Origin of the sequence: Acuticoccus sp. (assembly GCF_965213555.1) — a bacterium.
In the GTDB taxonomy this organism is placed as follows: Bacteria; Pseudomonadota; Alphaproteobacteria; order Rhizobiales; family Amorphaceae; genus Acuticoccus.
Genome location: NZ_OZ243890.1, coordinates 715,719 through 736,456, shown reverse-complemented (window position 1 = coordinate 736,456; position 20,738 = coordinate 715,719). Strand labels below are relative to the sequence as shown.

17 protein-coding genes and 1 other RNA gene are annotated in these 20,738 nt (G+C 72.1%); 13 read left to right on the top strand and 5 right to left on the bottom strand.

The annotated features are described in order from the left end of the window. Window positions 1-65 precede the first annotated feature (65 nt). The 4 genes from ACOOE8_RS03705 (at window position 66) to gpmI (ending at window position 5,317) form a co-directional block, all read left to right on the top strand. Entirely contained in the window at window positions 66-2,363 is a 2,298-nt protein-coding gene (locus ACOOE8_RS03705; RefSeq protein WP_420393519.1) for a xanthine dehydrogenase family protein molybdopterin-binding subunit, read from the top strand. Between the two features lie 112 nt (window positions 2,364-2,475). Further along, a complete protein-coding gene (locus ACOOE8_RS03700) occupies window positions 2,476-2,910 on the top strand; it encodes a hypothetical protein (protein WP_420393518.1) in 435 nt (144 codons plus the stop codon). A 97-nt stretch (window positions 2,911-3,007) separates the two neighbouring features. Next, window positions 3,008-3,739 (top strand): sulfite exporter TauE/SafE family protein, encoded by a 732-nt coding sequence (locus ACOOE8_RS03695; RefSeq protein ID WP_420393517.1) that lies wholly within the window; start codon window positions 3,008-3,010, stop codon window positions 3,737-3,739. Window positions 3,740-3,796: 57 nt separating this feature from the next. Further along, on the top strand, window positions 3,797-5,317 hold the full coding sequence (gene gpmI / locus ACOOE8_RS03690; RefSeq protein WP_420393516.1) for a 2,3-bisphosphoglycerate-independent phosphoglycerate mutase: 1,521 nt from the start codon (window positions 3,797-3,799) through the stop codon (window positions 5,315-5,317). A 15-nt stretch (window positions 5,318-5,332) separates the two neighbouring features. Here the strand turns inward: gpmI and ACOOE8_RS03685 are convergent, their stop codons facing one another. From ACOOE8_RS03685 to ACOOE8_RS03665, 5 genes are all read right to left on the bottom strand, one after another. Beyond that, window positions 5,333-5,662 (bottom strand): YnfA family protein, encoded by a 330-nt coding sequence (locus ACOOE8_RS03685; RefSeq protein WP_420394620.1) that lies wholly within the window; start codon window positions 5,660-5,662, stop codon window positions 5,333-5,335. 208 nt (window positions 5,663-5,870) lie between these two features. Further along, window positions 5,871-6,323: a DUF3429 domain-containing protein gene (locus tag ACOOE8_RS03680; protein WP_420393515.1), complete on the bottom strand. Its 453-nt coding sequence runs from the start codon at window positions 6,321-6,323 to the stop codon at window positions 5,871-5,873. A 77-nt stretch (window positions 6,324-6,400) separates the two neighbouring features. Beyond that, window positions 6,401-7,138 carry a TIGR02186 family protein gene (locus ACOOE8_RS03675; protein WP_420393514.1) on the bottom strand — a complete coding sequence of 246 codons (738 nt, stop codon included), beginning with the start codon at window positions 7,136-7,138 and terminating at the stop codon, window positions 6,401-6,403. Next, window positions 7,135-8,070 carry a sulfite exporter TauE/SafE family protein gene (locus ACOOE8_RS03670; RefSeq protein WP_420393513.1) on the bottom strand — a complete coding sequence of 312 codons (936 nt, stop codon included), beginning with the start codon at window positions 8,068-8,070 and terminating at the stop codon, window positions 7,135-7,137. Before ACOOE8_RS03670 ends, ACOOE8_RS03675 begins: the two co-directional genes overlap by 4 nt. A 51-nt stretch (window positions 8,071-8,121) precedes the next feature. After that, window positions 8,122-9,168 carry a hypothetical protein gene (locus tag ACOOE8_RS03665; RefSeq protein ID WP_420393512.1) on the bottom strand — a complete coding sequence of 349 codons (1,047 nt, stop codon included), beginning with the start codon at window positions 9,166-9,168 and terminating at the stop codon, window positions 8,122-8,124. Window positions 9,169-9,429: 261 nt separating this feature from the next. Here ACOOE8_RS03665 and ACOOE8_RS03660 point away from each other — a divergent pair, with 261 nt between their 5' ends. From ACOOE8_RS03660 to mraY, 9 genes are all read left to right on the top strand, one after another. Beyond that, the gene (locus ACOOE8_RS03660) at window positions 9,430-10,605 is read left to right on the top strand and encodes a pyridoxal phosphate-dependent aminotransferase (protein ID WP_420393511.1); all 1,176 of its coding nucleotides are present in this window, start codon (window positions 9,430-9,432) and stop codon (window positions 10,603-10,605) included. A gap of 254 nt (window positions 10,606-10,859) precedes the next feature. Beyond that, window positions 10,860-11,248: RNase P RNA component class A (gene rnpB, locus ACOOE8_RS03655), an RNA gene on the top strand. Window positions 11,249-11,581: 333 nt separating this feature from the next. Continuing rightward, entirely contained in the window at window positions 11,582-12,040 is a 459-nt protein-coding gene (locus ACOOE8_RS03650; protein WP_420393510.1) for a division/cell wall cluster transcriptional repressor MraZ, read from the top strand. Beyond that, a complete protein-coding gene (rsmH, locus tag ACOOE8_RS03645; RefSeq protein ID WP_420393509.1) occupies window positions 12,037-13,053 on the top strand; it encodes a 16S rRNA (cytosine(1402)-N(4))-methyltransferase RsmH in 1,017 nt (338 codons plus the stop codon). Before ACOOE8_RS03650 ends, rsmH begins: the two co-directional genes overlap by 4 nt. Beyond that, on the top strand, window positions 13,050-13,379 hold the full coding sequence (gene ftsL, locus ACOOE8_RS03640) for a cell division protein FtsL (protein ID WP_420393508.1): 330 nt from the start codon (window positions 13,050-13,052) through the stop codon (window positions 13,377-13,379). The genes rsmH and ftsL overlap by 4 nt, the downstream gene beginning before the upstream one ends. Further along, window positions 13,376-15,049: a peptidoglycan D,D-transpeptidase FtsI family protein gene (locus ACOOE8_RS03635; RefSeq protein WP_420393507.1), complete on the top strand. Its 1,674-nt coding sequence runs from the start codon at window positions 13,376-13,378 to the stop codon at window positions 15,047-15,049. The genes ftsL and ACOOE8_RS03635 overlap by 4 nt, the downstream gene beginning before the upstream one ends. Window positions 15,050-15,052: 3 nt before the next feature. Then, window positions 15,053-16,471 (top strand): UDP-N-acetylmuramoyl-L-alanyl-D-glutamate--2,6-diaminopimelate ligase, encoded by a 1,419-nt coding sequence (locus tag ACOOE8_RS03630; protein ID WP_420393506.1) that lies wholly within the window; start codon window positions 15,053-15,055, stop codon window positions 16,469-16,471. A 26-nt stretch (window positions 16,472-16,497) separates the two neighbouring features. Continuing rightward, on the top strand, window positions 16,498-17,883 hold the full coding sequence (locus ACOOE8_RS03625; RefSeq protein WP_420393505.1) for a UDP-N-acetylmuramoyl-tripeptide--D-alanyl-D-alanine ligase: 1,386 nt from the start codon (window positions 16,498-16,500) through the stop codon (window positions 17,881-17,883). Then, the gene (gene mraY / locus ACOOE8_RS03620) at window positions 17,876-18,961 is read left to right on the top strand and encodes a phospho-N-acetylmuramoyl-pentapeptide-transferase (RefSeq protein ID WP_420393504.1); all 1,086 of its coding nucleotides are present in this window, start codon (window positions 17,876-17,878) and stop codon (window positions 18,959-18,961) included. The genes ACOOE8_RS03625 and mraY overlap by 8 nt, the downstream gene beginning before the upstream one ends. The last annotated feature ends 1,777 nt before the right edge of the window (window positions 18,962-20,738 follow it).

The following is a 20,738-nucleotide window of genomic DNA, read 5'->3' as shown; positions in this document are numbered from 1 at the left end:
TCGTCGGGTTGCCTTGTTGGCCGTTCCTGCCCCAGATCCATCCATCGACAACAGAAGGGCTCGCCATGACTGATCGCCGAGGGCGGATCGAAGATCTGCGCTTCATCACGGGGCAGGGCCGCTTCACCGGCGACGTCACCGAGCCGGACGCCCTCGTCGCCGTGTTCGTGCGCTCGCCCCATGCCGCCGCTCGCATCGTCGGCATCGACGCGACGACGGCCGCGCAGATGCCGGGCGTCGCGGCGGTGCTTACCGCGGCGGATCTTGTTGCGGACGGCGTCGGTCCGGTGCAGGCGGGCCTCAAGGTCACCGGGCCCGACGGACGCGAGTGGGGCGCGACGCCCCGGCCACTGCTCGGGCAGGACGCGGTGCGCTTCGTCGGTGAGCCGGTCGCCATGGTGATCGCGGCGAGTTACGAGGCGGCGCTCGACGCGGCCGAGGCCGTCGAGGTGGACTACGACGAGGGCCGAGCGGTGGTGAACGTCGCCGAGGCCCTGGCGGACGGCGCGGCGCTCGTCGATGCCGAGCGCCCGGGCAACGTCGGCTTCGAGTGGGCGCACGGCGAGTGGGACAGGACGCAGGAGGCGCTCGCCGCCTCGACGCACCAGGTGCGCCTTTCGACCCGCGCCTCGCGGGTGAACGCCGCGGCCATGGAGCCGCGCGGCGCGCTGGCCCGGCCCGAGGGCAACCGCTGGGCGCTCTACGCGAGCCACCAGGGCCCGCAGGGGCTGCGTGGCCTGGTCGCCAACGCCTTCGACGTGCCGGCGGACGCGGTCCGTGTGGTGGCAGGGGACGTCGGCGGCTCGTTCGGCATGAAGGCCGGGCCGCTGCGCGAGGAGATGCTCACCTTCTGGGCGGCGCGTCGCCTCGGCCGCCCGGTGCGCTGGACGGCCGACCGCACCGAGGACTTCCTGGCCGACGAGGCGGGGCGTGACATGACGATGCACGTGGACCTCGGGCTCGACGCGGACGGCCGCTTCACCGCGCTCTCCGTCGCCTGCGAGACCAACATCGGCGCCTACGCCACCGGCCGCTCGCAGCCGCCGCTGTTCAACATCGGCGGCGTCACCGGCGTCTACAGGACGCCCTCGGTGGCGGCGAAGATCACCGGGGTGCTCACCCACACCGCGCCGGTGGCGGCCTACCGCGGTGCGGGGCGCCCCGAGGCGACGCTCGCCATCGAGCGCACGGTGGACCACGCCGCCCGCAAGCTCGGCCTCGATCCCCTGGAGCTGCGGCGCATCAACCTCATCCAGCCGGCCGAGATGCCCTGGTCCTCGCCCTTCATCTTCGACTTCGACTGCGGCGACTTCCCGCGCGTGATGGACGAGGGGCTCGACCACGCCGACATCGCCGGCTTCCCCGAGCGGCGGCGCGAGTCTGAAGCGCGCGGCAAGCTGCGCGGCCTCGGCGTCGCCATGTGCGTGGAGGCCGCGGGCGGGCCGTACAAGCGGACGTCCGCGGATTACGCGAACCTCACCGTCGGCGAGGACGGCACGCTCACCCTCCACGGAGGGGCGTTCAACGCGGGACAGGGGCTCGAGACCGCGTTGATCGATGTCGCCGCGGCGGCGCTCGGCGTGCCGGCCGAGCGCTTCACCTACGTCCAGGGCGACACCGACCACGTGCCCCAGGGCAAGGGCATGGGCGGCTCGTCGGCGATGATCTCCTGCGGCTCCGCCGCGGTGGCGGCCGTCGACGACCTCCTGAGGAAGGCGAGGGAACGGGCGGCTGATGCGCTGGAGGCGTCGGACGTCGACCTCGAGTACGGCGACGGCGCGTTCCGCATCGTCGGCACCGACCGCATCGTCGCGCTGTCCGAGCTCGCGGCGAGCGCTGCGGCGGCCGGCGACGCGCTCGCCGGCGACGGGTCGTTCAAGCCGGAGGAGGCGACCTTCCCCAACGGCTGCCACGTCTGCGAGGTCGAGGTCGACCCTGATACCGGCGAGACGACGATCTGCGCCTACAGCGCCATCGAGGACATCGGCCGCGTGCTCAACCACCAGCTCGCCGAGGGGCAGATCCACGGCGGAGTCGCCCAGGGGCTCGGCCAGGTCTTCCAGGAGGAGGTGGTGTACGCTCCGGGCGACGGCCAGCTCCTGTCGGCGAGCTACATGGACTACGCCGTCCCGCGCGCCGACGACCTGCCGGCGATCCGCGCGGCGTTCACCACGGTGGAGACCGCGCTCAACCCGCTGAAGGTCAAGGGCGTCGGCGAGGCGGGCTCGGTCGGCGCGCTCGCCGCGGGGCTCAACGCGGTCTGCGACGCGCTCGCCTCGCGCGGGGTGGAGACCTTCGACATGCCGGCGACCCCGTCGCGGGTGTGGCAGGCGCTGCGCGAGGCGGAGCGGTCGCCGGCCTGACGCCACGGCGCCTCGCGCTCGCCGCGGTCGGCCATCTGCCGGCCATGTCGACGTGCGATGGTCCGCGGCATCGAGGCGGACACACGGCCGCGCACCAGAACGGAACGAGGCGATGGCGATGATCCGCACGACGAGCCTACTCTTGGTGGCGGTGGCGATCGGCGCCCTCCAGCCGGTCGTGACGGCGTCCCCGGCGGACGCTGCGGATCGGCTGACGGCGTCGGAGATCCGCGGCTTCCTCTACGGCGGCCGCATGTCCGGCGTCCTCCTCGACACCGGGGAGCGCTGGTACGAGTGCATCGCCCCGTCCGGCGACACCGTCTACAACATCGAGGGACAGGTCTCGACCGGCTACGTGGAGGTCGATGAGGGCGGTCGCACCTGCTTCACCTACCCGCGGCTGAACGACACCTCGCGCTCCTGCTTCTTCGTCGTCGAGGAGGCGGGCAAGCGCGTGTTCGTGGAGGAGGACTCGGGGATCCGCTTCCGCGTCGACCGGGTGGACGGATCGTTCGACGGCTGCGAGATCTCCGCCCCCGTCAGCTGACGTCGTTGACGGGGGCGGCCGAGCCGGCTAGCTGCGAGCGGCCTGCCTTTCGCACCCCGCCGGGCCATCGTGCGGCGGCGAGGCCGCCCGGAGCCCCATGATCACCGCGCTCGCCCTCGTGACCATCTTCCTCGGCTCGGTCATGAAGGGCGCCATCGGCATGGGGCTGCCGCTGCTGGCGATCCCGCTCCTCACCATCGCGCTCGACGTGCCGACCGCCATCGCCATCGTCGCGGTGCCGATCATCGTCACGAACACGCTCCAGGTGGCGCAGTTCCGCCGTGCGCTCCTCGCCCAGCGCTACATGCTGCCCTTCCTCGTCGCAGGAGCGGTAGGAACCTTCATCGGTACCCAGGTCCTCGTCAGCGCGCCGGTCGAGCTGCTGCAGGTGGCGCTCGGCGTCGCGGTGCTCGTCTACCTCGCCTCCCAGCTGGCGTTGCCGGCCCTGACGCTGCCCCTCTCACGCGCCTCGTTCTTCGCCGGCCCGTTCGGCTTCGTGACGGGGCTCCTGCAAGGGGCGGTGGGCATCTCGAGCCCGGTCAGCGTGACCTTCCTGCAGTCGCTGCGGGTGGATCGCGAGGGCTTCGTCTCCGCCATCTCAGCGGTGTTCCTGCTGTTCTCGATGGTCCAGGTGAGCGTCCTCATCGCCGACGGCACGCTGACCCTCGAGCGCGCGGGCATCGGAGCGCTCACGCTCCTCGCGGTGGCCGCCGGCATGCCGTTGGGCGACCGGCTCGGACGACGGCTGAGCGCGGACATCTTCCGCCGCGTGATCTTCGTCGCGCTCGCCGGCATCGCCGTGCTCCTCATCGCCAACGGCCTCGGCTGAGGTGCGCTGGCCGGCGCCGCGCTTCTAGCCTAAGCGAGGGCGGACGCGGGAGGGACCATGCCGACGCCGACCATCCTGATGATCCTCGACGGCTGGGGCTGGCGCGAGGAGCGCGAGGCGAACGCCATCGCGCAGGCGAGGACGCCGAACTTCGACCGGTTGCATGAGGCGAACCCGCACGCCCTCCTCACGACGTGCGGGCCCGCAGTGGGCCTGCCCGAGGGCCAGATGGGCAACTCGGAGGTCGGCCACCTCAACATCGGCGCAGGGCGGATCGTCCTTCAGGAGCTGCCGCGCATCGACGAGGCGGCCCGCAGCGGCGACCTCGCGGCACGGCTCGAGGCGACCGGGCTGTTCGAGGCGCTTTCCGGCACCGGTGGGACCTGCCACATCATAGGGCTGATGTCCCCGGGCGGCGTCCACGCCCACCAGCACCACGCGGTGGCCGTGGCCCGAGCGGCGTCGTCGGCGGGCGTGCCCGCGCTCGTCCACGCGTTCACGGACGGCCGGGACACGGCCCCCGACGCGGCGCCGGCCCAGCTCGCGGCTCTTGAGGGCGCGTTGCCGGACGACGTCCCCATCGCGACCGTCACCGGGCGATACTTCGCGATGGACCGCGACAACCGCTGGGAGCGCGTCGAGCGGGCGTACCGCGTGCTCGTCGACGCCGAGGGGCACCGTGCGGGCGACGCCGTCGGTGCGGTGCGCGCCGCGCACGATGCGGGCACCATGGACGAGTTCGTCGAACCCTGCGTCATCGGGGACTACGGCGGCATGGCGGACGGTGATGCGATCGTGTGCATCAACTTCCGCTCCGACCGCGTGCGGGAGATCCTCTCGGCCCTCCTCCTCCCGGACTTCGAGGGATTTTCCCGTCCGCGGACGGTCCGGCTCGCCAAGGCCGTCGGCATGGTGTCGTACGGCGGTGAGCTCGACGGGGCGATGGCGACTCTGTTCGCGCCGCAGAACCTCGCCGACGGCCTCGCCGAGACCGTGGCGCGCGCCGGCCGCCGGCAGATCCACCTCGCCGAGACCGAGAAGTACCCCCACGTGACGTACTTCCTGAACGGCGGCCGCGAGGCGCCCTTCGATGGCGAGGAGCGGGTGATGGTGCCCTCGCCCAAGGTCGCCACCTACGACCTACAACCCCAGATGTCGGCGCCCGAGCTGACCCGGGAGCTGCTGCAAGCGCTCGGGGCGGACGCCTACGACCTTGTTGTCGTGAACTTCGCGAACCCCGACATGGTCGGTCACACGGGCAGCCTCGAGGCCGCGATCGCGGCGGTGGAGGCGGTGGATCAGTCGCTCGGCCAAGTCGCCGACGCGGTCGCTGCCCGCGGTGGCTTCCTGCTGTTCACCGCCGACCACGGCAACTGCGAGATGATGGTCGACCCCGAGACGGGCTCGCCGCACACCGCGCACACGCTGAACGACGTGCCGCTGGTCCTCGTCTCGCCGCGCACGGCAACGCTGTCCGATGGCCGCCTTGCCGACCTTGCACCGACGGTGCTCGCGCTGATGGATATTCCCCAGCCCGAGGCGATGACCGGCCGCTGCCTCGCGACCTTCCGCGACTAGGTGGCGTTGACAATTTCAAGCTGGCGTCCGTGGTGCGGCAATGATGATTGCGGCTCCGATGAGGCAGGCGGCGGCTCCGATGAGGTCCCACCGGTCAGGTTTGACGCCTTCGATGCGCCACAGCCAGGCAAGCGAACTCGCGATATAAACTCCTCCGTAAGCGGCGTATGCGCGCCCGGCGGCGGCGCTATCAACCAGCGTGAGCAAGTACGCGAACAGGGCCAGCGAAGCTATCCCTGGCAGGATCCACCAAACCGGCTCGTCTAGGCGAAGCCATGCCCAGAATGCGAAGCAACCGGCGATTTCGGCGATGGCTGCGCCGATGTAGGCGGCGATGGTCGGCATCTTGATCATCCTCGTCTTCAGCGATTGACGCCCGATTCAACACCGATTTCAGGGTTCCGTTTGAAGGGAGGCGGAACTTGCGTCCGCGCGGTCTGAGCGCAACGAAATAGCAGGTGTTGAGGGCGCTCTTGCTGATCGAACGAGTTCCCGGTGAGCGCGAGAGTGGTCGACCGCCGACAGTCCCCGCCGCCTAGTCAAGGCTCCGGCGTCAGCCGAGGAGGCCGAACATCGGACCCGACGCCGGTGCGTACGCCGCCGACACCGCCAGCGCGATCACCACGACCACGGTGAGCACGAGCCGCAGCCGCGCGAACCAGGCGGGACCGGTCTTGGAAAGTAGCGCGACGTCGATCGCGCCCACGACCGCGAAGGCCGACGACAACACGCCGAGTGCCCAGGGCGGCGGCAGCACCATCGCGAACACCGCCACGAGCGAGGGGACGACGGATCCGACGTACTCGCCGGCGCGCCCTGTCGTTAGCGCTCGGCCCCAGTGGATCCCGCCGAGGAAGGACAGGATGGCGATGCCGTAGAGCGCCGCCGCGAGGGTCGCGACCGCCTGCCAGGACGGGAGGAAGGCCGCCGCCGCGCTCGTCGCCAGGAACGGGAGGAGCCCGGCGAGGCCGAGCGTCACCGGGACCATCGGATTGGACTGCGTCATGGCATCCTCCTGCGGTCGGGACCGGCGATCTGACCCGGTGGCAACGTGGTGCGTGCCGCGGAGTTCGACGGAGCGGCTCAACCGCGGCGGAAGACCACGCCGCCGACGTAGCCAGTGACGAGGGCGAGCACCACCGCGCCGAGCCCGTAGACGAGCGGTCGCTGCTGTGACAGCCGGGAAAGCTGCTCCTCGAAGCCGGACTTGGAGACGACGAACGTCAGCCGCTGGTCGTCGAGGGGCGTGCCCGCCGCGAAGAGGAGCACGAACACCGTGTAGGTGCCGTCCTCCACCAGCGGGGGGAGCGGGACCTCGGTGCGGAAGAACGTCTTCGTCATCAAGGTCACGGCGCCGTACCGCTCCATGTAGAGCCCGTTGCGCATGCGCCGGTGAGCGAGTGCGATGCGGTAGGTCTCGCGCTCGTCCGCCCCGACACCGAGGGAGGCGAGGGAGAGGCGCCGTGCCGGCCCCTGTTGGTCGAGGACCAGGGGGGCCGCGTCCTCGGTCGTGAACAGGCCGTAGTACGACGGCATCGCCTCGAAGTGCTGGCCGGCGCTGTTCACCCAGATGCCCAGCCGACGCTCCCGTCGCTGGACGAGGACGCGTTGCTCGGGTCCGCGCACCACGACGATGACCTCGTACTCCCCCGGCCGCGGCACCGTCTGCGCGTCGCGCTCGATGACGCCGAACAGCGAGATCGACGCGCCGGAGAAGTCCGAGCCGATGGACACGGACCGCGTCGACAGGGCGACCGCCAGGGACTCCGCGCTCGCCGGCGCAGCTGCGAGGAGGGCAAGGGCGAGGGCGAGCCGCCTCACCGCGTCAACGTCGTGATGACGTAGAGGTCGTCCGGCGTGACGACGAGGTTGACCGCGAAGCGCAGGCCGACGACGAGGACGAGGAGGCCGAGCAGCGCGCGCAGGTGCTCGCCGCGCAGGGACTGCCCCATGGATGCACCGATCTGCGCACCGATGACGCCGCCGATCATCAGGATGAAGGCGAGCAGCACGTCGACGGTCTGCGAGGCGAGGGAGTGGCTGATCGTCGCGATGCTCATGACGCCGACGATCTGGACGAGGGAGGTGCCGACGACGATGCTGGTCGGCACCTTCAAAAGGTAGATCAGCGCCGGCACCATGATGAAGCCGCCGCCGATGCCGAGCAACGTTCCGAGGAACGAGATCGACAGGCCGAGCGCCATCACCGGCAGCACGGAGATGTAGAGCTTGGACCGGCGGAACCTCACCTTGAACGGCAGGCGATGGATCCACCCGCGCGAGCCGGTGAGGCGCTGCGGCGGCGGCGGCTCGCCGCGGCGGCGGGCGGCCCTGGCACGCAGCATCGCGCGCAGCGCCTCGTTGAGCGTCAGCCCGCCGATGGTGGCGAGGAACAGCGTGTAGCAGATCGCGATGACGAGGCTGAGCTGGCCAAGGCTGCCGAGCGTGGCGAACAGGCGCGCGCCGGCGAGCGCGCCCACGGCGCCGGAGGCGATGAGGATCGCAGCGAGCTTGAAGTCCACCTGCCCACGCCGCCCGTAGGACAACGCGCCGGAGGTGGACGAGGCGACGATCTGCGGCGTGACCGAGGCGACCGCCACCGCCGGTGGGATGCCGGAGAAGATCAGGAGCGGCGTCATCAGGAAGCCGCCGCCGACCCCGAACAGCCCAGAGATCAGCCCGACGGCGCCGCCCATGGCGAGGATCATGAGGACGGCCACGGGCATCTCGGCCACGGGGAGGTAAATCGTCACGAACGCTCCGCTATGCCTGCGCCGCGTGCCCCTGCGCCGTCGCCGCTTCGCCTAGGGAAGCGCCACGGCGAGGAACGCGCTGCGGAACGCGTGGGCGATGCCGGCAAGGACGCGCTTGACGAGACGCAGGGCGATGAGGCCGGCGAGCCAGGCGATGAAGCTGTACAGGAAGGCGAACAGCAGCCGGAGCCCGCGCAGCGACACGCGGAACGCTCGCAACGTGGTCTTGCCGGTGAGCTCGGCCACGGCGCGCGAGCGACGGCCGAAGCGGCTGGTGAAGGTCGCCAGCTCGCGCGCGTCGTCCGTGGTTCGCACGTAGCGCAGCAGCTTGACGGTGTCGGCCGGCCCGGCGTTCTCGGCGGCCGTGCCGATGGCCGACAGCGTCGAGCGCAGCTCCGCACGGGCCGCCACACGGGCGATCGGCGTCGCCCCGACGCCGGCCGTGCGCACCGCCGTGGCAGGGGCGTCCGCCTGCCGCGTCGCGGCACTGGCGAGCCGCAGCAGGCGCGCGGTGAACGCGGCGGTGAGGTTGCCGGTGCGCTTGGCCACCTTCAACACCGAGACCGCGGCCTTGACGACGAGGGAGGAGCCGCCGGTCGCCACCGTCGCGCCCTCCGCGGCGAGGCCGATCGCGGCGAGGGTCAGCAGGAAGCGCGAGTACTCCTCGCCGACCGCCGCCTTGCCGCCCTCGGAGATGATGTCGCGCACGTCGCCGACCACGGTGAGGTCCGACACCACGGCGCCAGCGAGGCCGGCGGCGCTGTCGGCGCGGCCGGTGATGTAGGCGCCAGCGAACGCCCCGGCGTTGCGCACGATGGAGGCGACGGTCCCCTGCGCCTCGGCCAGGGACTGCGCGGTCTCCGGCGCCACCGGCTTGCCGAGGTCGTCCGCAAGGTCGACGTATTGCGTGGCGAGGGAGACGTCGTCGTCCTCGAGCGCGGCGCGGACGCGCTCGTCCAGCGTCTCGCCCGGCGTCGCGGCCTGCAGCTCCTGGCGCACCTCGCGTTCGTGATAGCCGGTGTAGAGGCGCGGCACCGCGAGGGCCAGGAACGCCACCGTTCCGACCGACAGCACCGTCGCGGCGGGAAGGATTCGCATTACGGGATCGCTCGCTGACGTTCGTGCGCCGGGTCGGACCGCGCCCGCGCTGCCACACTCTACCACAATTCGGAGCGCGCACGAGGCCCGACCATCCCACGACGCCGTGAGGCCGTCCCTTGACGCAGGACACACAAGGGACGGTCCATGCTCATTAGACGGGGCTCGATGAAGGCAGGCTGAACCGAGCGCGGCCCAGCCCCACGCGTTTGACGTCGTCGTTGCGTCGTGGCAGGCGACGCGGCGTTCCAGGAGGCACGGATGGGCGATCTGATGTCGGCGGTGCGGCCGGCGGCGCAACGGGCGCCGGCGAGCGGCATCATCGCGGCCGTCAACCACGGGCGGGACAAGGAGGGTCTCATCCCCCTATGGGCGGGGGAGGGGGACCTTCCGACGCCCCGCTTCATCGCCGACGCAGCGACCCGCGCCCTGCGCGACGGCGAGACGTTCTACACCTACCCGCGCGGGCTGCCGGCGCTGCGTGAGGCGTTGGCCGGGTACTACGAGGCGCTCTACGGTCGGCCGTTCGACCCCGACACGTTTTACATGACGGGATCGGGCATGCAGGCGATCCAGCTGTGCGTCGCCCTCACCGTCGGCGAGGACGAGGAGATCCTCGTGCCGACGCCGACGTGGCCGAACGTATCCGGTGCCGGGGCCGTGATCGGGGCACGGCCGGTTCCCGTGCCGATGGATGAGGCGGACGGGCGCTGGGTCCTCACCGTGGAGGCGCTGGAGCGCGCGGTGACGCCTGCGACGCGGGCGATCTTCCTCAACTCGCCGGCCAACCCCACCGGATGGACCGCCGACCTGGCGACGCTGGAGCGCGTGCTGGAGTTCGCCCGAAGGCACGGCCTGTGGATCATCGCCGACGAGATCTACGCCCGCTTCGTGTGGACTGGGGCGCCGCGAGCGCCCTCCTTCCTCGACATCGCGGCTCCAGACGAGCGCATCCTCTACGTCGGCACGTTTTCTAAGAACTGGGCGATGACGGGATGGCGCATGGGCTGGATCCACGCGCCCGTCGCGCTGCGACAGACCCTGGAGAACCTTATTCAGTACTCGACCTCCGGCGTCGCGCAGTTCCTCCAGCGCGCCGGCCTTGCGGCGGTCACCGAGGGTGACTGGTTCGTCCGCGCCACCATCGAGCGGGCGCGCGTCGGCCGCGAGGTCGTGTCAGAGGCGCTCGCCGGTCACTCGCGCGTCACCTACGCGCCGCCGGACGGCGCGTTCTACGCCTTCTTCAAGGTGGCGGGCCTCGCCTCCTCCCGGGAGGCGGCGTTCCGGCTGATCGACGAGGCGCTGGTCGGCACCGCGCCGGGCACCGCCTTCGGGGCCAACGGGGAAGGCTACGTGCGGGTGTGCTTCCTGCGCAGCAGGGAGAGCCTTGCCGAGGCGATGGACCGGATCGTGCGCTTCCTCAACGCCCTTGATTGACCCGTCCGGCGGCGAAGTTCGGTCAGCTTGCGTGGAACTGGCGTGAGGCTTGTGTGAAACTTGCCACGCCGCGTGAATGTCGCTTCCGGGTTATCCCCGTCGGGCGAGTTTTATGAGACAGTCCCCTCGCTCCTCCCTCAACTGGGGTCTGGCTTCGGCCGGACCCCATTTTTCCATGCCCAGGGCGATAAGGCCCATCCGCGTTGCGCCGTCCGCGTTTGCGTTCGTCGCGCGTCCACGCCATATGGCGGCGGCCAGCCGGTCGGACGGCCGCTCCGGCAACGGCCGAAAGGTCGCCGGGGAGGAAAGTCCGGGCTCCACGGAAACACGGCGCCGGGTAACGCCCGGCGGGGGCAACCCCAGGGAAAGTGCCACAGAAATGAGACCGCCTCCGGCGACGGCCTCGGCCGCTGCCGGCGGTAAGGGTGAAACGGTGGGGTAAGGGCCCACCGCGGCGCCGGCAACGGGGCCGGCACGGCAAACCCCGCCGGGAGCAAGACCGCATAGGGGCGGTGGCCCGTTTCCGGCCACAACCGCCCGGGTGGGTCGCACGAGGCGTCCGGCGACGGGCGTCCCAGATGAATGGCCGTCACGCGGGGCTCGCCCCGCCATACAGAACCCGGCTTACAGACCGGCTGGCGCTTACCCCGCACCCCGCACCGACGCGGCGGCGGCGCCGCCCGCACGCGTCGCCTGCCGAGCCCGACGCTGCACGTTCGAGCGTGCGCTAAAGGGGCTGTGCCCCGCGCCCCGACTCGGCCAGATCCTAGCGTCCGGCGGGCACCCACCCAGCGCCGGTGCTCGTGACGGATCGGGTGCCGCCCGCGGCTCGCTGCGGTCAGGCAAGTCGATCGAATGCCTGGGATCACGGTTCCATCTCGTTGACGCCCACGCTGGCCCATGATATCCCAAATCATCCCGCGGGCGGAGCGGCGCGGGACCGGGCGGCGCGGGAAGCCGACCAGCGGGGGCTGGCGTGCACGGGTTCGTCTCGCACTTCACCAACAAGCTCGACGCCAAGGGGCGCGTGTCGATCCCAGCGCCGTTCCGCACCGTCCTCGCCCGGGATGGGTACGAGGGGCTGTACTGCTTCCCCTCGCCCCACGCCGAGACCGTCGACGCCGGAGGTCACCAGTTGCTTGAGGAGATCAACGCCCGCCTCGGGGACCTCGCCACGCTGACCGCGGACCACGACATGGTCTCCACGGCGCTGTTCGGCATCTCCGAGCACCTCAAGATCGACGGCGAGGGTCGCGTCGTCCTCACCGATGCGATCTGCGAGGCCACCGCCATCGACCGCGAGGCGACCTTCGTCGGCCTCGGCTACAAGTTCCAGATCTGGGAGCCGGAGCGGTTCCGCGCCCAGCGCGCTGAGGCCATGCGGCGCGCCTTCGGGATGCTCGGCGCGACGCGTCAGGGAGCCGGCGTGGAATGACGTGGGATGACGCCCCACCGCCGCACGGGGCGACCTCCGGCAGCGCTACGAGCGGCGCCCGCCACGTCCCCGTCATGCTGGGGGAAGTCATGGTGCACCTCTCGCCCCAACCGGACGCGGTGGTCGTCGACGGCACCTTCGGCGGCGGCGGCTACGCCCGGGCGATCCTTGCCACCGGGGCCTCGGTGGTCGCCATCGACCGCGACCCCGCAGCCGTCCACCGGGCGAGCGCGCTCGCCGAGGAGCAGCCGAAGCTCATTGCCATCGAGGGGCGCTTCGGCGACATGGCCGCGCTCGTCCCTGGGGCAGGCATCGACGCCGTCGACGGCGTCGTCCTCGACGTCGGCGTCTCTTCCTTCCAGCTCGCCGAGGGGGCACGCGGCTTCTCGTTCCGCCTGGACGGACCGCTCGACATGCGCATGGGCGGCGAAGGGCCGAGCGCGGCCGACATCGTCAACCGGGCCGACGTCGCCGACCTTGCGCACCTCCTGCGCACCTTCGGCGAGGAGCGCCACGCCGGCCGCGTCGCGCGTGCCATCGTGGCAGCTCGGCCGCTGTCATCCACCGGCGAGCTCGCCGCCCTGTGCGAGCGCGTCCTGCGGGCGACGCCCGGCCTGCACCCGGCGACGCGCACCTTCCAGGCGCTGCGCATCGCGGTGAACGACGAGCTCGGCGAGCTCGGACGCGGCCTCGCGGCCGCCGAGCGCCTCCTGCGCGAGGGCGGCAGGCTCGTGGTCGTCGCGTTCCACTCCCTGGAGGACCGCTTGGTGAAGCGCTTCCTCGCGGCCCGCTCGGGCGAGGCGGCCGGCTCCCGCCACCTGCCCGCCGTCGGCGGACCGGAGGCGAGCTTCGTGCCCGTCGGCCGTCGCGCCGTCGGCCCCAGCGCGGCGGAGGCGGCGGCGAACCCTCGCGCACGGTCGGCCAAGCTGCGCGCGGCCCGCCGCACCGCAGCCCCCGCCGTGCCGTTCGATCCCAGCCTCGTCCCCGTCGTCCGGCTCAAGGGTGTCCTGTGATCAAGCGTCCGCTGCGCCTCGCGCTCCTCCTCACCGCGCTCACGGCGGCCACCGCGAGCGCGGCCACGGTCTTCGTCGTCAAGAAGGACGCCGAGCGGGACGCCCGCGCAATCGGTGAACTGTCCCGAAAGATCGCCGCCGAGCGGCAGCGAATCAGCGAGCTTCGCGCCGAATGGAGCGCCCTCGACCATCCGGCGCGGCTGCAGGCCCTGGTCGATCGGCACGAGACGGCGTTGCGGCTCGCGCCCATCACGGCGGAGCAGATCGCAACGCCGGCGCGGATCGCCTCGGCGATGAAGGCGCAACGGGAGGAGGCGGCACGATGAGGCGCATGGAGGCGGGCGACGCCGGCGCCCGGGGTCGCATCGTGCTCATGATGGTCGCTTCGGCCTTCATGTTCTGCGTCGTCGGCGCGCGCCTCGTCTCGCTGGCGATCGCGCCCGCAGCGGCGGTCAGCGGGGACGGGGTCAGCCCGCTCGACGAGGTGCAGGCGGCGCGCCCCGACATCGTCGACCGTCGCGGCGAGGTGCTGGCGACCGACCTTGCCACCGCCTCGCTCTACGCCGAGCCGCGCAACATCGTCGACGTCGACGAGGCGGTCGAGGCGCTGACCCGCGTCCTGCCCGAGCTCGACGCCGAGGCGTTGCAGCGCGACCTGTCCACCGACCGCGGGTTCGTCTGGTTGAAGCGGGAGATCTCGGCCCAGAAGCGCGAGGCCGTGCACGACCTCGGCCTACCCGGCGTCGGCTTTCTCACCGAGACGCGACGGTTCTACCCGGGCGGGGCGTCGGTCGGCCACATCGTGGGCCACGTCGACGTCGACAACGCCGGCATCGCGGGGCTTGAGAAGACCATCGACGGCGGCGGCCTGTCGGCGCTCCAGGCGGCCGGGTTCGCCCGCAAGGGGACGACGCTGGCCCCGGTGGCCCTCGCCGTCGACCTGCGCGTGCAGCACGCGGTGCGCGACGAGCTCGCCCGCGCCATCGAGCGCTACCGGGCGCTCGCCGCCGTCGGCATCATGCTCGACGCGAGGACCCTCGAGGTCGTCGCCATGGTCTCGCTGCCGGACTACGACCCCAACGAGCCCGCCCAAGCGCTGGAGGAGGTGCGCATGAACCGCGCCATGGCCGGCGTCTACGAGATGGGGTCGGTGTTCAAGATGTTCACCCTCGCCGGCGCGCTGGACGCCGGGACGGTGCAGCTCGGCACCTCAATCGACGCGACCAAGCCGCTCCGGGTCGGCCGCTTCACCATCCGCGACTTCCACGCCAAGGCGCGCGTCCTCACGGTTGCGGAGGTGTTCAAGTACTCCTCCAACATCGGCACCGCGAAGATCGCCCTCGGGCTCGGCCCCGAGCGGCAGAAGGCCTACCTCGACGCCTTCGGCATGTTCGACCGGCTCGACTCCGAGCTCCCCGAGGCCGCGCGCCCGCTCGTCCCCGAGCGCTGGCCGAACGTGACGGCGGCGACGGTCTCGTTCGGTCACGGCATCGCGGTGACGCCGATGCACACCGCGGTGGCCGCCGCCGCCGTGCTGAACGGCGGGATCTACGCGCCGCCCACGTTCTACCGGCGCTCGGAGGACGAGGTGCGCGCGATCGGGCGGCGCGTCCTGTCGGCCGAGGCGTCGGCCCAAATGCGCGCGCTCTTCAAGCTCAATGGGGAGGAGGGCTCGGGCCGCCGCGCGCGCGTGCCGGGCTACGACGTGGGTGGCAAGACCGGCACGGCGGAGAAGGCCGTTGCAGGGGGGTACGCGCGGGATAAGCGGTTGAACTCCTTCGTCGCGGCGTTCCCCATCGACGACCCGCGGTATATCGTGCTCGTGGTGCTCGACGAGCCCAAGCCCGAGGAGGGGAAGCGCGAGGCGACAGCGGGCCTCAACGCCGCTCCGACGGTGGCGAACATCATATCGCGTGTCGGTCCGATGCTGTTCCTTGCTCCGCGCTTCGACGACGACGACGTCGCGCGGGCGATGACCGTCGCCTATCAGGAGTGAACGGTGCGCCTCGGCGACCTCGCGCCCGACCTTGCCGCCCACCATGCAGGCCTCGACGTGACGGGGGTGACCGCCGACTCGCGGCGCGTGCGGCCGGGCGTCCTGTTCGCGGCGCTGCGCGGCGCCCGCGCTGACGGCGCCACCTTCGTGCCCCAGGCGGTGGCGAACGGCGCTGCAGCCGTGCTTACCGCGCCGGACGCCGTCGTCGAGGCGAACGTCCCCGTCCTGCGCGACGCCGACCCCCGACGGCGCCTCGCGCTGATGGCCGCCGCGCTCGCCGGGCCGCAGCCCGCCACCATCGCCGCGGTCACGGGGACGGCGGGCAAGACCTCCGTCGCCGAGTTCACCAGGCAGATCTTCGCGCACGCCGGCCACGCGGCGGTGTCCATCGGCACGCTCGGCATCCGCGGCGCCGCAGAGGTGCCGGGCGGCCTCACAACGCCCGACCCCGTCGAGCTCGCGGCCCGCCTCGCCGCGCTCGCCGGCGCGGGCGTCAGCCACGTGGCCCTCGAGGCGTCGAGCCACGGCATCGACCAGCGCCGGCTCGACGGGGTGCGGTTGACCGCGGCGGCGTTCACCAACATCGGCCGCGACCACCTCGACTACCACGCGAGCCCGGCGGACTACCTCGCCGCCAAGCTGCGCCTCTTCGAGGTGCTGCAGGCCGACCCGCGCCGCACCGTCGTCGACCCCGAAGCGCCGGGCGCCGACGCGGTGCTGGCGCGCGCGCCGGGCGCCTTCACCGTCGGACCCTCGGGACGCGACCTCAGGCTCGTGTCGGCCGAGCGCACGGCCGCGGGCGCACGCCTGATCGTGGAGGGCCGGGCCGGCCGCCGCGAGGTGATGCTACCCCTCGTCGGCACGTTCCAGGTGGCGAACGCGCTGGTGTCGGCGGGCCTTGCCGTGGTGTGCTGCGTCGACGAGGCGACGGCGCTCGCCGCGCTCGAGGGCCTCGTCGGCGCACCGGGGCGGCTCGAGCTCGTCGGCCGCCGCGACGGTGCGCCGGTGTTCGTCGATTATGCGCACAAGCCCGAGGCGATCACCGCGGCGCTGTCGGCCGTGCGGGAGTCGACGCCCGGCCGTCTGGTGGCGGTGATCGGCGCCGGCGGCGACCGCGACCCCGGCAAGCGGCGGCTCATGGGCGAGGCCGCCGCTTGCATCGCCGACGTCGTCGTCGTCACCGACGACAACCCGCGTAGCGAGGATCCGGCGGCGATCCGTGCAGAGGTTCTGGTGGGGGCGCCGGACGCGTGGGAGATCGCCGACCGCGGCGAGGCGATCCGCCACGCCGTGGCGTTGCTGCAGGAGGGCGACGCGCTCGTCGTCGCCGGCAAGGGGCACGAGGAGGGGCAGACCGTGGGGGATCGCGTCATCCCGTTCAGCGACCGCGCGGCGGTCGAAGCCGCCTTGGCCCGCCGATGAGCGCCGTCGTCCCGAAGAGCAGCGCCTTGCCCCGGAGGCTCGACCCGCTGTGGACCCTCGGCGACCTCGCCCAGGCCGCCGGTGGCCGGCTCATGGGCGCGTCCGGCTCCACCGCCGTCACCGGCATCTCCATCGACACGCGGACGCTGCAGCCCGGCGACGCGTTCTTCGCGATCAGCGGCGTGTCGCGCGACGCCCACGAGTTCGTCCCCGACGCCATCGACGCGGGGGCGTCCGCCGCGGTGATCTCGCGCGGCGAGGCCGAACGCAGCGTCGTCGTCGACGACGTCCTCGCCGCGCTCGGCCACGTCGGCGTGGCAGCGCGCGCGCGCCTCCTCAAGGGGACCCCCGTCGTCGCGGTGACCGGCTCGGTGGGCAAGACGGGCACCAAGGAGATGCTCGAGCTCGCGCTCGCGACCGGCGGCCCAGTGCACGCCTCCGCCGCCTCCTACAACAACCACTGGGGCGTGCCGCTCAGCCTGGCGCGGATGCCGGCCGACGTCGACGCGGCGGTGTTCGAGATCGGCATGAACCATGCCGGCGAGATCACCCCACTTACCGCGATGGTCCGGCCCACGATCGCCATCGTGACCACGGTGGCGGCGGTCCACCTCGCCTTCTTCCCGTCGGTGGCGGCGATCGCCGACGCCAAGGCGGAGATCTTCACCGGGCTCGAGGACGGCGGCGTCGCCATCGTCCCGTCCGACAACGAGCACACCGACCGGCTCATCGAGGCCGCGCAGCGCGCCCGCGCCGAGGTCGTCACCTTCGGCGAGGGGGGAGACGTCTCGCTCGTCGCCCTCGACGAGGCGGGCGCGGTGGAGGCGGACGTGTTCGGCGAGCGCGTCGCCTACACGCTCCTCGAGGCGGCGCCGCACGTCGCGAACAACACGCTCGCCGTCCTTGCAGCACTGTCGGTGGCCGGCTGGGACATCACGGAGGGCGCCCGGGCACTGGGCAACTGGACCGCGCCGCGCGGCCGCGGACGCCGCGTGCGCCTCAGACCCGCGGGCGGTGAGGCGATCCTGTTCGACGACTGCTTCAACGCCAACCCCAAGTCGACGGGGGCGGCGATCGCACGGCTCGGCCGCACCGAGGCGCGCCGCAGGGTCGTGATCCTCGGGGACATGCGCGAGCTCGGCCGGACGGCCGGCGAGCTCCACCGTGGATTGGCGCCGCTCCTCGTCGATGCCGACGTGCGAATCGTCCACACCGTCGGGACCATGACCGAGGAGCTGCGCGATGCCCTGCCGTTCGACCTCAGGGGCGAGCACGTCGCAACGGCGGACGAGCTGCTGACGCGGCTGCCCGAGGTGGAGCCTGGCGACGCAATCCTCGTCAAGGGATCCAAGGCGGTGGGGCTGGCCGCGGTGGTCGACGCGCTGGAGAGGCGTTACGGCCTTCATGCTTGAGCTGTTGTCGGGCCTCGCGGGCGAGTTCGCTCCGCTCAACGTGTTCCGCTACATCACCTTCCGCACCGGCGGCGCGTTGGTGACCAGCCTGTTCGTGACCTTCCTGTTCGGTCCTCGCATGATCCGCGCGCTGCGGGTGCGCCAGGGCAAGGGCCAACCCATCCGAGAGGACGGACCGGCCAGCCATCTCCTCACCAAGCGCGGAACGCCGACCATGGGCGGGCTGATGATCCTCACCGGCCTCGTGGCCTCGACGCTGCTGTGGGCGGACCTTGCCAACCCCTACGTCTGGGTCATCCTCTACGTCACGCTCGGCTTCGGCGCGATCGGCTTCTACGACGACTTCCTCAAGGTCTCGAAGGCCACCCACAAGGGCTTCTCAGGTCGCGTGCGCCTCCTCGTCGAGGCGTCGATCGCGATCAGCGCCGCGGTCGTCATGATGCGCCTCGAGACGCCCGAGCTCGCCTCGGCGCTCACCTTTCCGTTCTTCAAGGAGGTCGTGCTGCAGCTCGGCTGGGCGTTCCCGCTGTTCGCGGCGATCGTCATCGTCGGTTCGGGCAACGCGGTGAACCTCACCGACGGGCTCGACGGGCTCGCCATCGTCCCGGTGATGATCGCGGCCGGCTCGTTCGGGGTGATCGCGTACCTGTCCGGCAACGCGGTGTTCGCCGACTACCTGCAGATCCACAACGTGCGCGGCACCGGCGAGGTGGCGGTGGTGGCGGGTGCCGTCATCGGCGCAGGGCTCGGCTTCCTGTGGTTCAACGCGCCGCCGGCGGCGATCTTCATGGGCGACACCGGCTCGCTCGCCCTCGGCGGCATGATCGGGGCCATCGCGGTCGCCACCAAGCATGAGATCGTCCTTGCCATCATCGGCGGGCTGTTTGTGCTCGAGGCGGTGTCGGTCATCATCCAGGTCGCCTCGTTCAAGATGACCGGCAAGCGCGTCTTCAAGATGGCGCCGATCCATCACCACTTCGAGCAGCTCGGCTGGACCGAGCCGCAGGTGGTCATCAGGTTCTGGATCATCGCCTTCGTGCTCGCGCTCCTCGGTCTGTCGACGCTGAAGCTGCGATGAACGCGCAGACGCACAATCCCCCCGTGACGGCGGCCTCGCCTGCCTCGCAGCGCGCCTCGCGCCCGGCCGTGAGGTCGCGGCAGATCGGCGGAGCAGCACGGGCGCGTGCCGCCGCCCATCCGGGCCCGATCATCGCAAGCGGAGTGACCGTTCGCGCTGCGCTTCAGCGGCCCGGCGCCGCCCCTGCGCCGCCGTCGGTCCGGACGCGACGCCACGGCCGCACGTCGGCGGGCGACCCGTCAGCAGATCGGCTGACCGCCGACGTTGCTGGGATGACGGGTTCGCGTCGCGGTCCTGGCACGGGCATTGCGGACCAGGCGGTCGAGCGGACGACGCACGCGAGCCGCCGGCAGCCCGTCGTTTGGGCCGCGTGCATCCGCGGCGCCCGCGCCATCGCCGGATCGCGTGCGCGTGGTTCTGACGATCGGCCGTCGGCCCCTGCGCCGCATGTTCAGCAACGCTGCGGGGTGCACGCGGGCCGGGGCAGTTCCACTGGTCATACCGACAGGCCTGCGGCGGCGGGCTCGCGACCGGCGACGGACGTGCAAGAGCCGCGGGGGCTGCGTCCATGCGTCGCCTGACGAGCATCCCGCCAGCCGACGTGGCCAGCCCGCCTCAGCTCGTCCGCTCAGCTCGGCTCCGCCACGGCGGCTTCGACCTTCGCGCGCGCTTCTGCTGGGGTCAGGGCTTCGCGACGCCGCGCCCCACCCACCACGGGCGGTGGCCGTGCGATGAGGGGATGAGCTCCCGGCGCCATCGCCGAGCCGAGCCGGAGGGGCGCACGGGCATCGTCGAGCCTTCGGCCGACGATCATGCCTCGGTCGTCCCTCACGGGCGTGCGGCCCCCAGTGCCATGCCGGTGAGCCGCCGGCGCGACGAGCGTCACAGTCCCCGGTCGGTCGCAGGCGAAGCGCGCGTCCGACGGGCCACGGGTTCGGTGCGGTCGGATCGCTCGGGCGCCGCCTTACGGTCCGCGGTGGACCACCCAGCGCAGGTGCGCCGTTGGAGGTTGCGACGCCGTGGCCAAGGACCCGTCTGCGGTCAGGCGCAGGTCCGACGCTTCGGCCGGGTGATGCGGGTCGCCCGCCGAAGCGTGACGGACGACCCGGCGGTGGATGGCTCGACGCAGATGATGGGCTGGTTCCGACGGCTTGACGGCAAGCGTGTCGTCCCGTGCGACGTCGCCAGCCGTCGCCTGCGCCGAGCGGCGCCCTCAGGGCGCCCAAGCCGCGGGCCAGGAGGAGTGACGGACGGTTCGGCGCAGGGGGGCCAGCCGTACCCGCAGCAGCGTGGCGGCTCATCCGTTGACGGCGAACCCCGCCTCCCGCGTTGCGAACCTGTGCCATCAGGACACCGTCGCGAGGTCTGCCGGCGTGCGATCCACGGTTCAGCGCCCATGCGCCGTTGGTGCGGGCGGCGCCGCAGCGCCGCACGCGTCGCAGACAGCGCACCCGTCCGTCCCGGACGCGTGCTGGGGTCGGACCGACCGAGCGTCGGTCAGCGGGTCGCGGCGGCGTTGTCGTCGCGGATGGACACCGGTTGTCCGCGCGGTCGCCGTCAGCCCATCGTCGCTGGCAAGGCCTGCATCCGGCGGCTCCCTTGCGCTGTGCCCTCACGACCCCTGACCGACTTCCGCTGGCCTGCGATCGATCCTCCGGCGGTCGTGGGTTGGCGGGGCCGGCAGCGTCGCTGCACCCTGTTCGTCGCTGGCAACGCACGCGTTCGACGTCCCGCGAGCATCACGCCATCGGATGGCCTGAGCTTCCTTCACCGGGGA

What these genes read in the sequence shown, in the direction of transcription:
- ACOOE8_RS03700 (WP_420393518.1), top strand. Translation starts at nt 2,476, where the DNA reads ATGGCGATGATCCGCACGACGAGCCTACTCTTGGTGGCGGTGGCGATC.
- ACOOE8_RS03680 (WP_420393515.1), bottom strand. Translation starts at nt 6,323, where the DNA reads ATGACGCAGTCCAATCCGATGGTCCCGGTGACGCTCGGCCTCGCCGGG.
- ACOOE8_RS03660 (WP_420393511.1), top strand. Translation starts at nt 9,430, where the DNA reads ATGGGCGATCTGATGTCGGCGGTGCGGCCGGCGGCGCAACGGGCGCCG.
- ACOOE8_RS03695 (WP_420393517.1), top strand. Translation starts at nt 3,008, where the DNA reads ATGATCACCGCGCTCGCCCTCGTGACCATCTTCCTCGGCTCGGTCATG.
- mraY (WP_420393504.1), top strand. Translation starts at nt 17,876, where the DNA reads ATGCTTGAGCTGTTGTCGGGCCTCGCGGGCGAGTTCGCTCCGCTCAAC.
- ACOOE8_RS03635 (WP_420393507.1), top strand. Translation starts at nt 13,376, where the DNA reads ATGAGGCGCATGGAGGCGGGCGACGCCGGCGCCCGGGGTCGCATCGTG.
- gpmI (WP_420393516.1), top strand. Translation starts at nt 3,797, where the DNA reads ATGCCGACGCCGACCATCCTGATGATCCTCGACGGCTGGGGCTGGCGC.
- ACOOE8_RS03705 (WP_420393519.1), top strand. Translation starts at nt 66, where the DNA reads ATGACTGATCGCCGAGGGCGGATCGAAGATCTGCGCTTCATCACGGGG.
- rsmH (WP_420393509.1), top strand. Translation starts at nt 12,037, where the DNA reads ATGACGTGGGATGACGCCCCACCGCCGCACGGGGCGACCTCCGGCAGC.
- ACOOE8_RS03685 (WP_420394620.1), bottom strand. Translation starts at nt 5,662, where the DNA reads ATGCCGACCATCGCCGCCTACATCGGCGCAGCCATCGCCGAAATCGCC.
- ACOOE8_RS03665 (WP_420393512.1), bottom strand. Translation starts at nt 9,168, where the DNA reads ATGCGAATCCTTCCCGCCGCGACGGTGCTGTCGGTCGGAACGGTGGCG.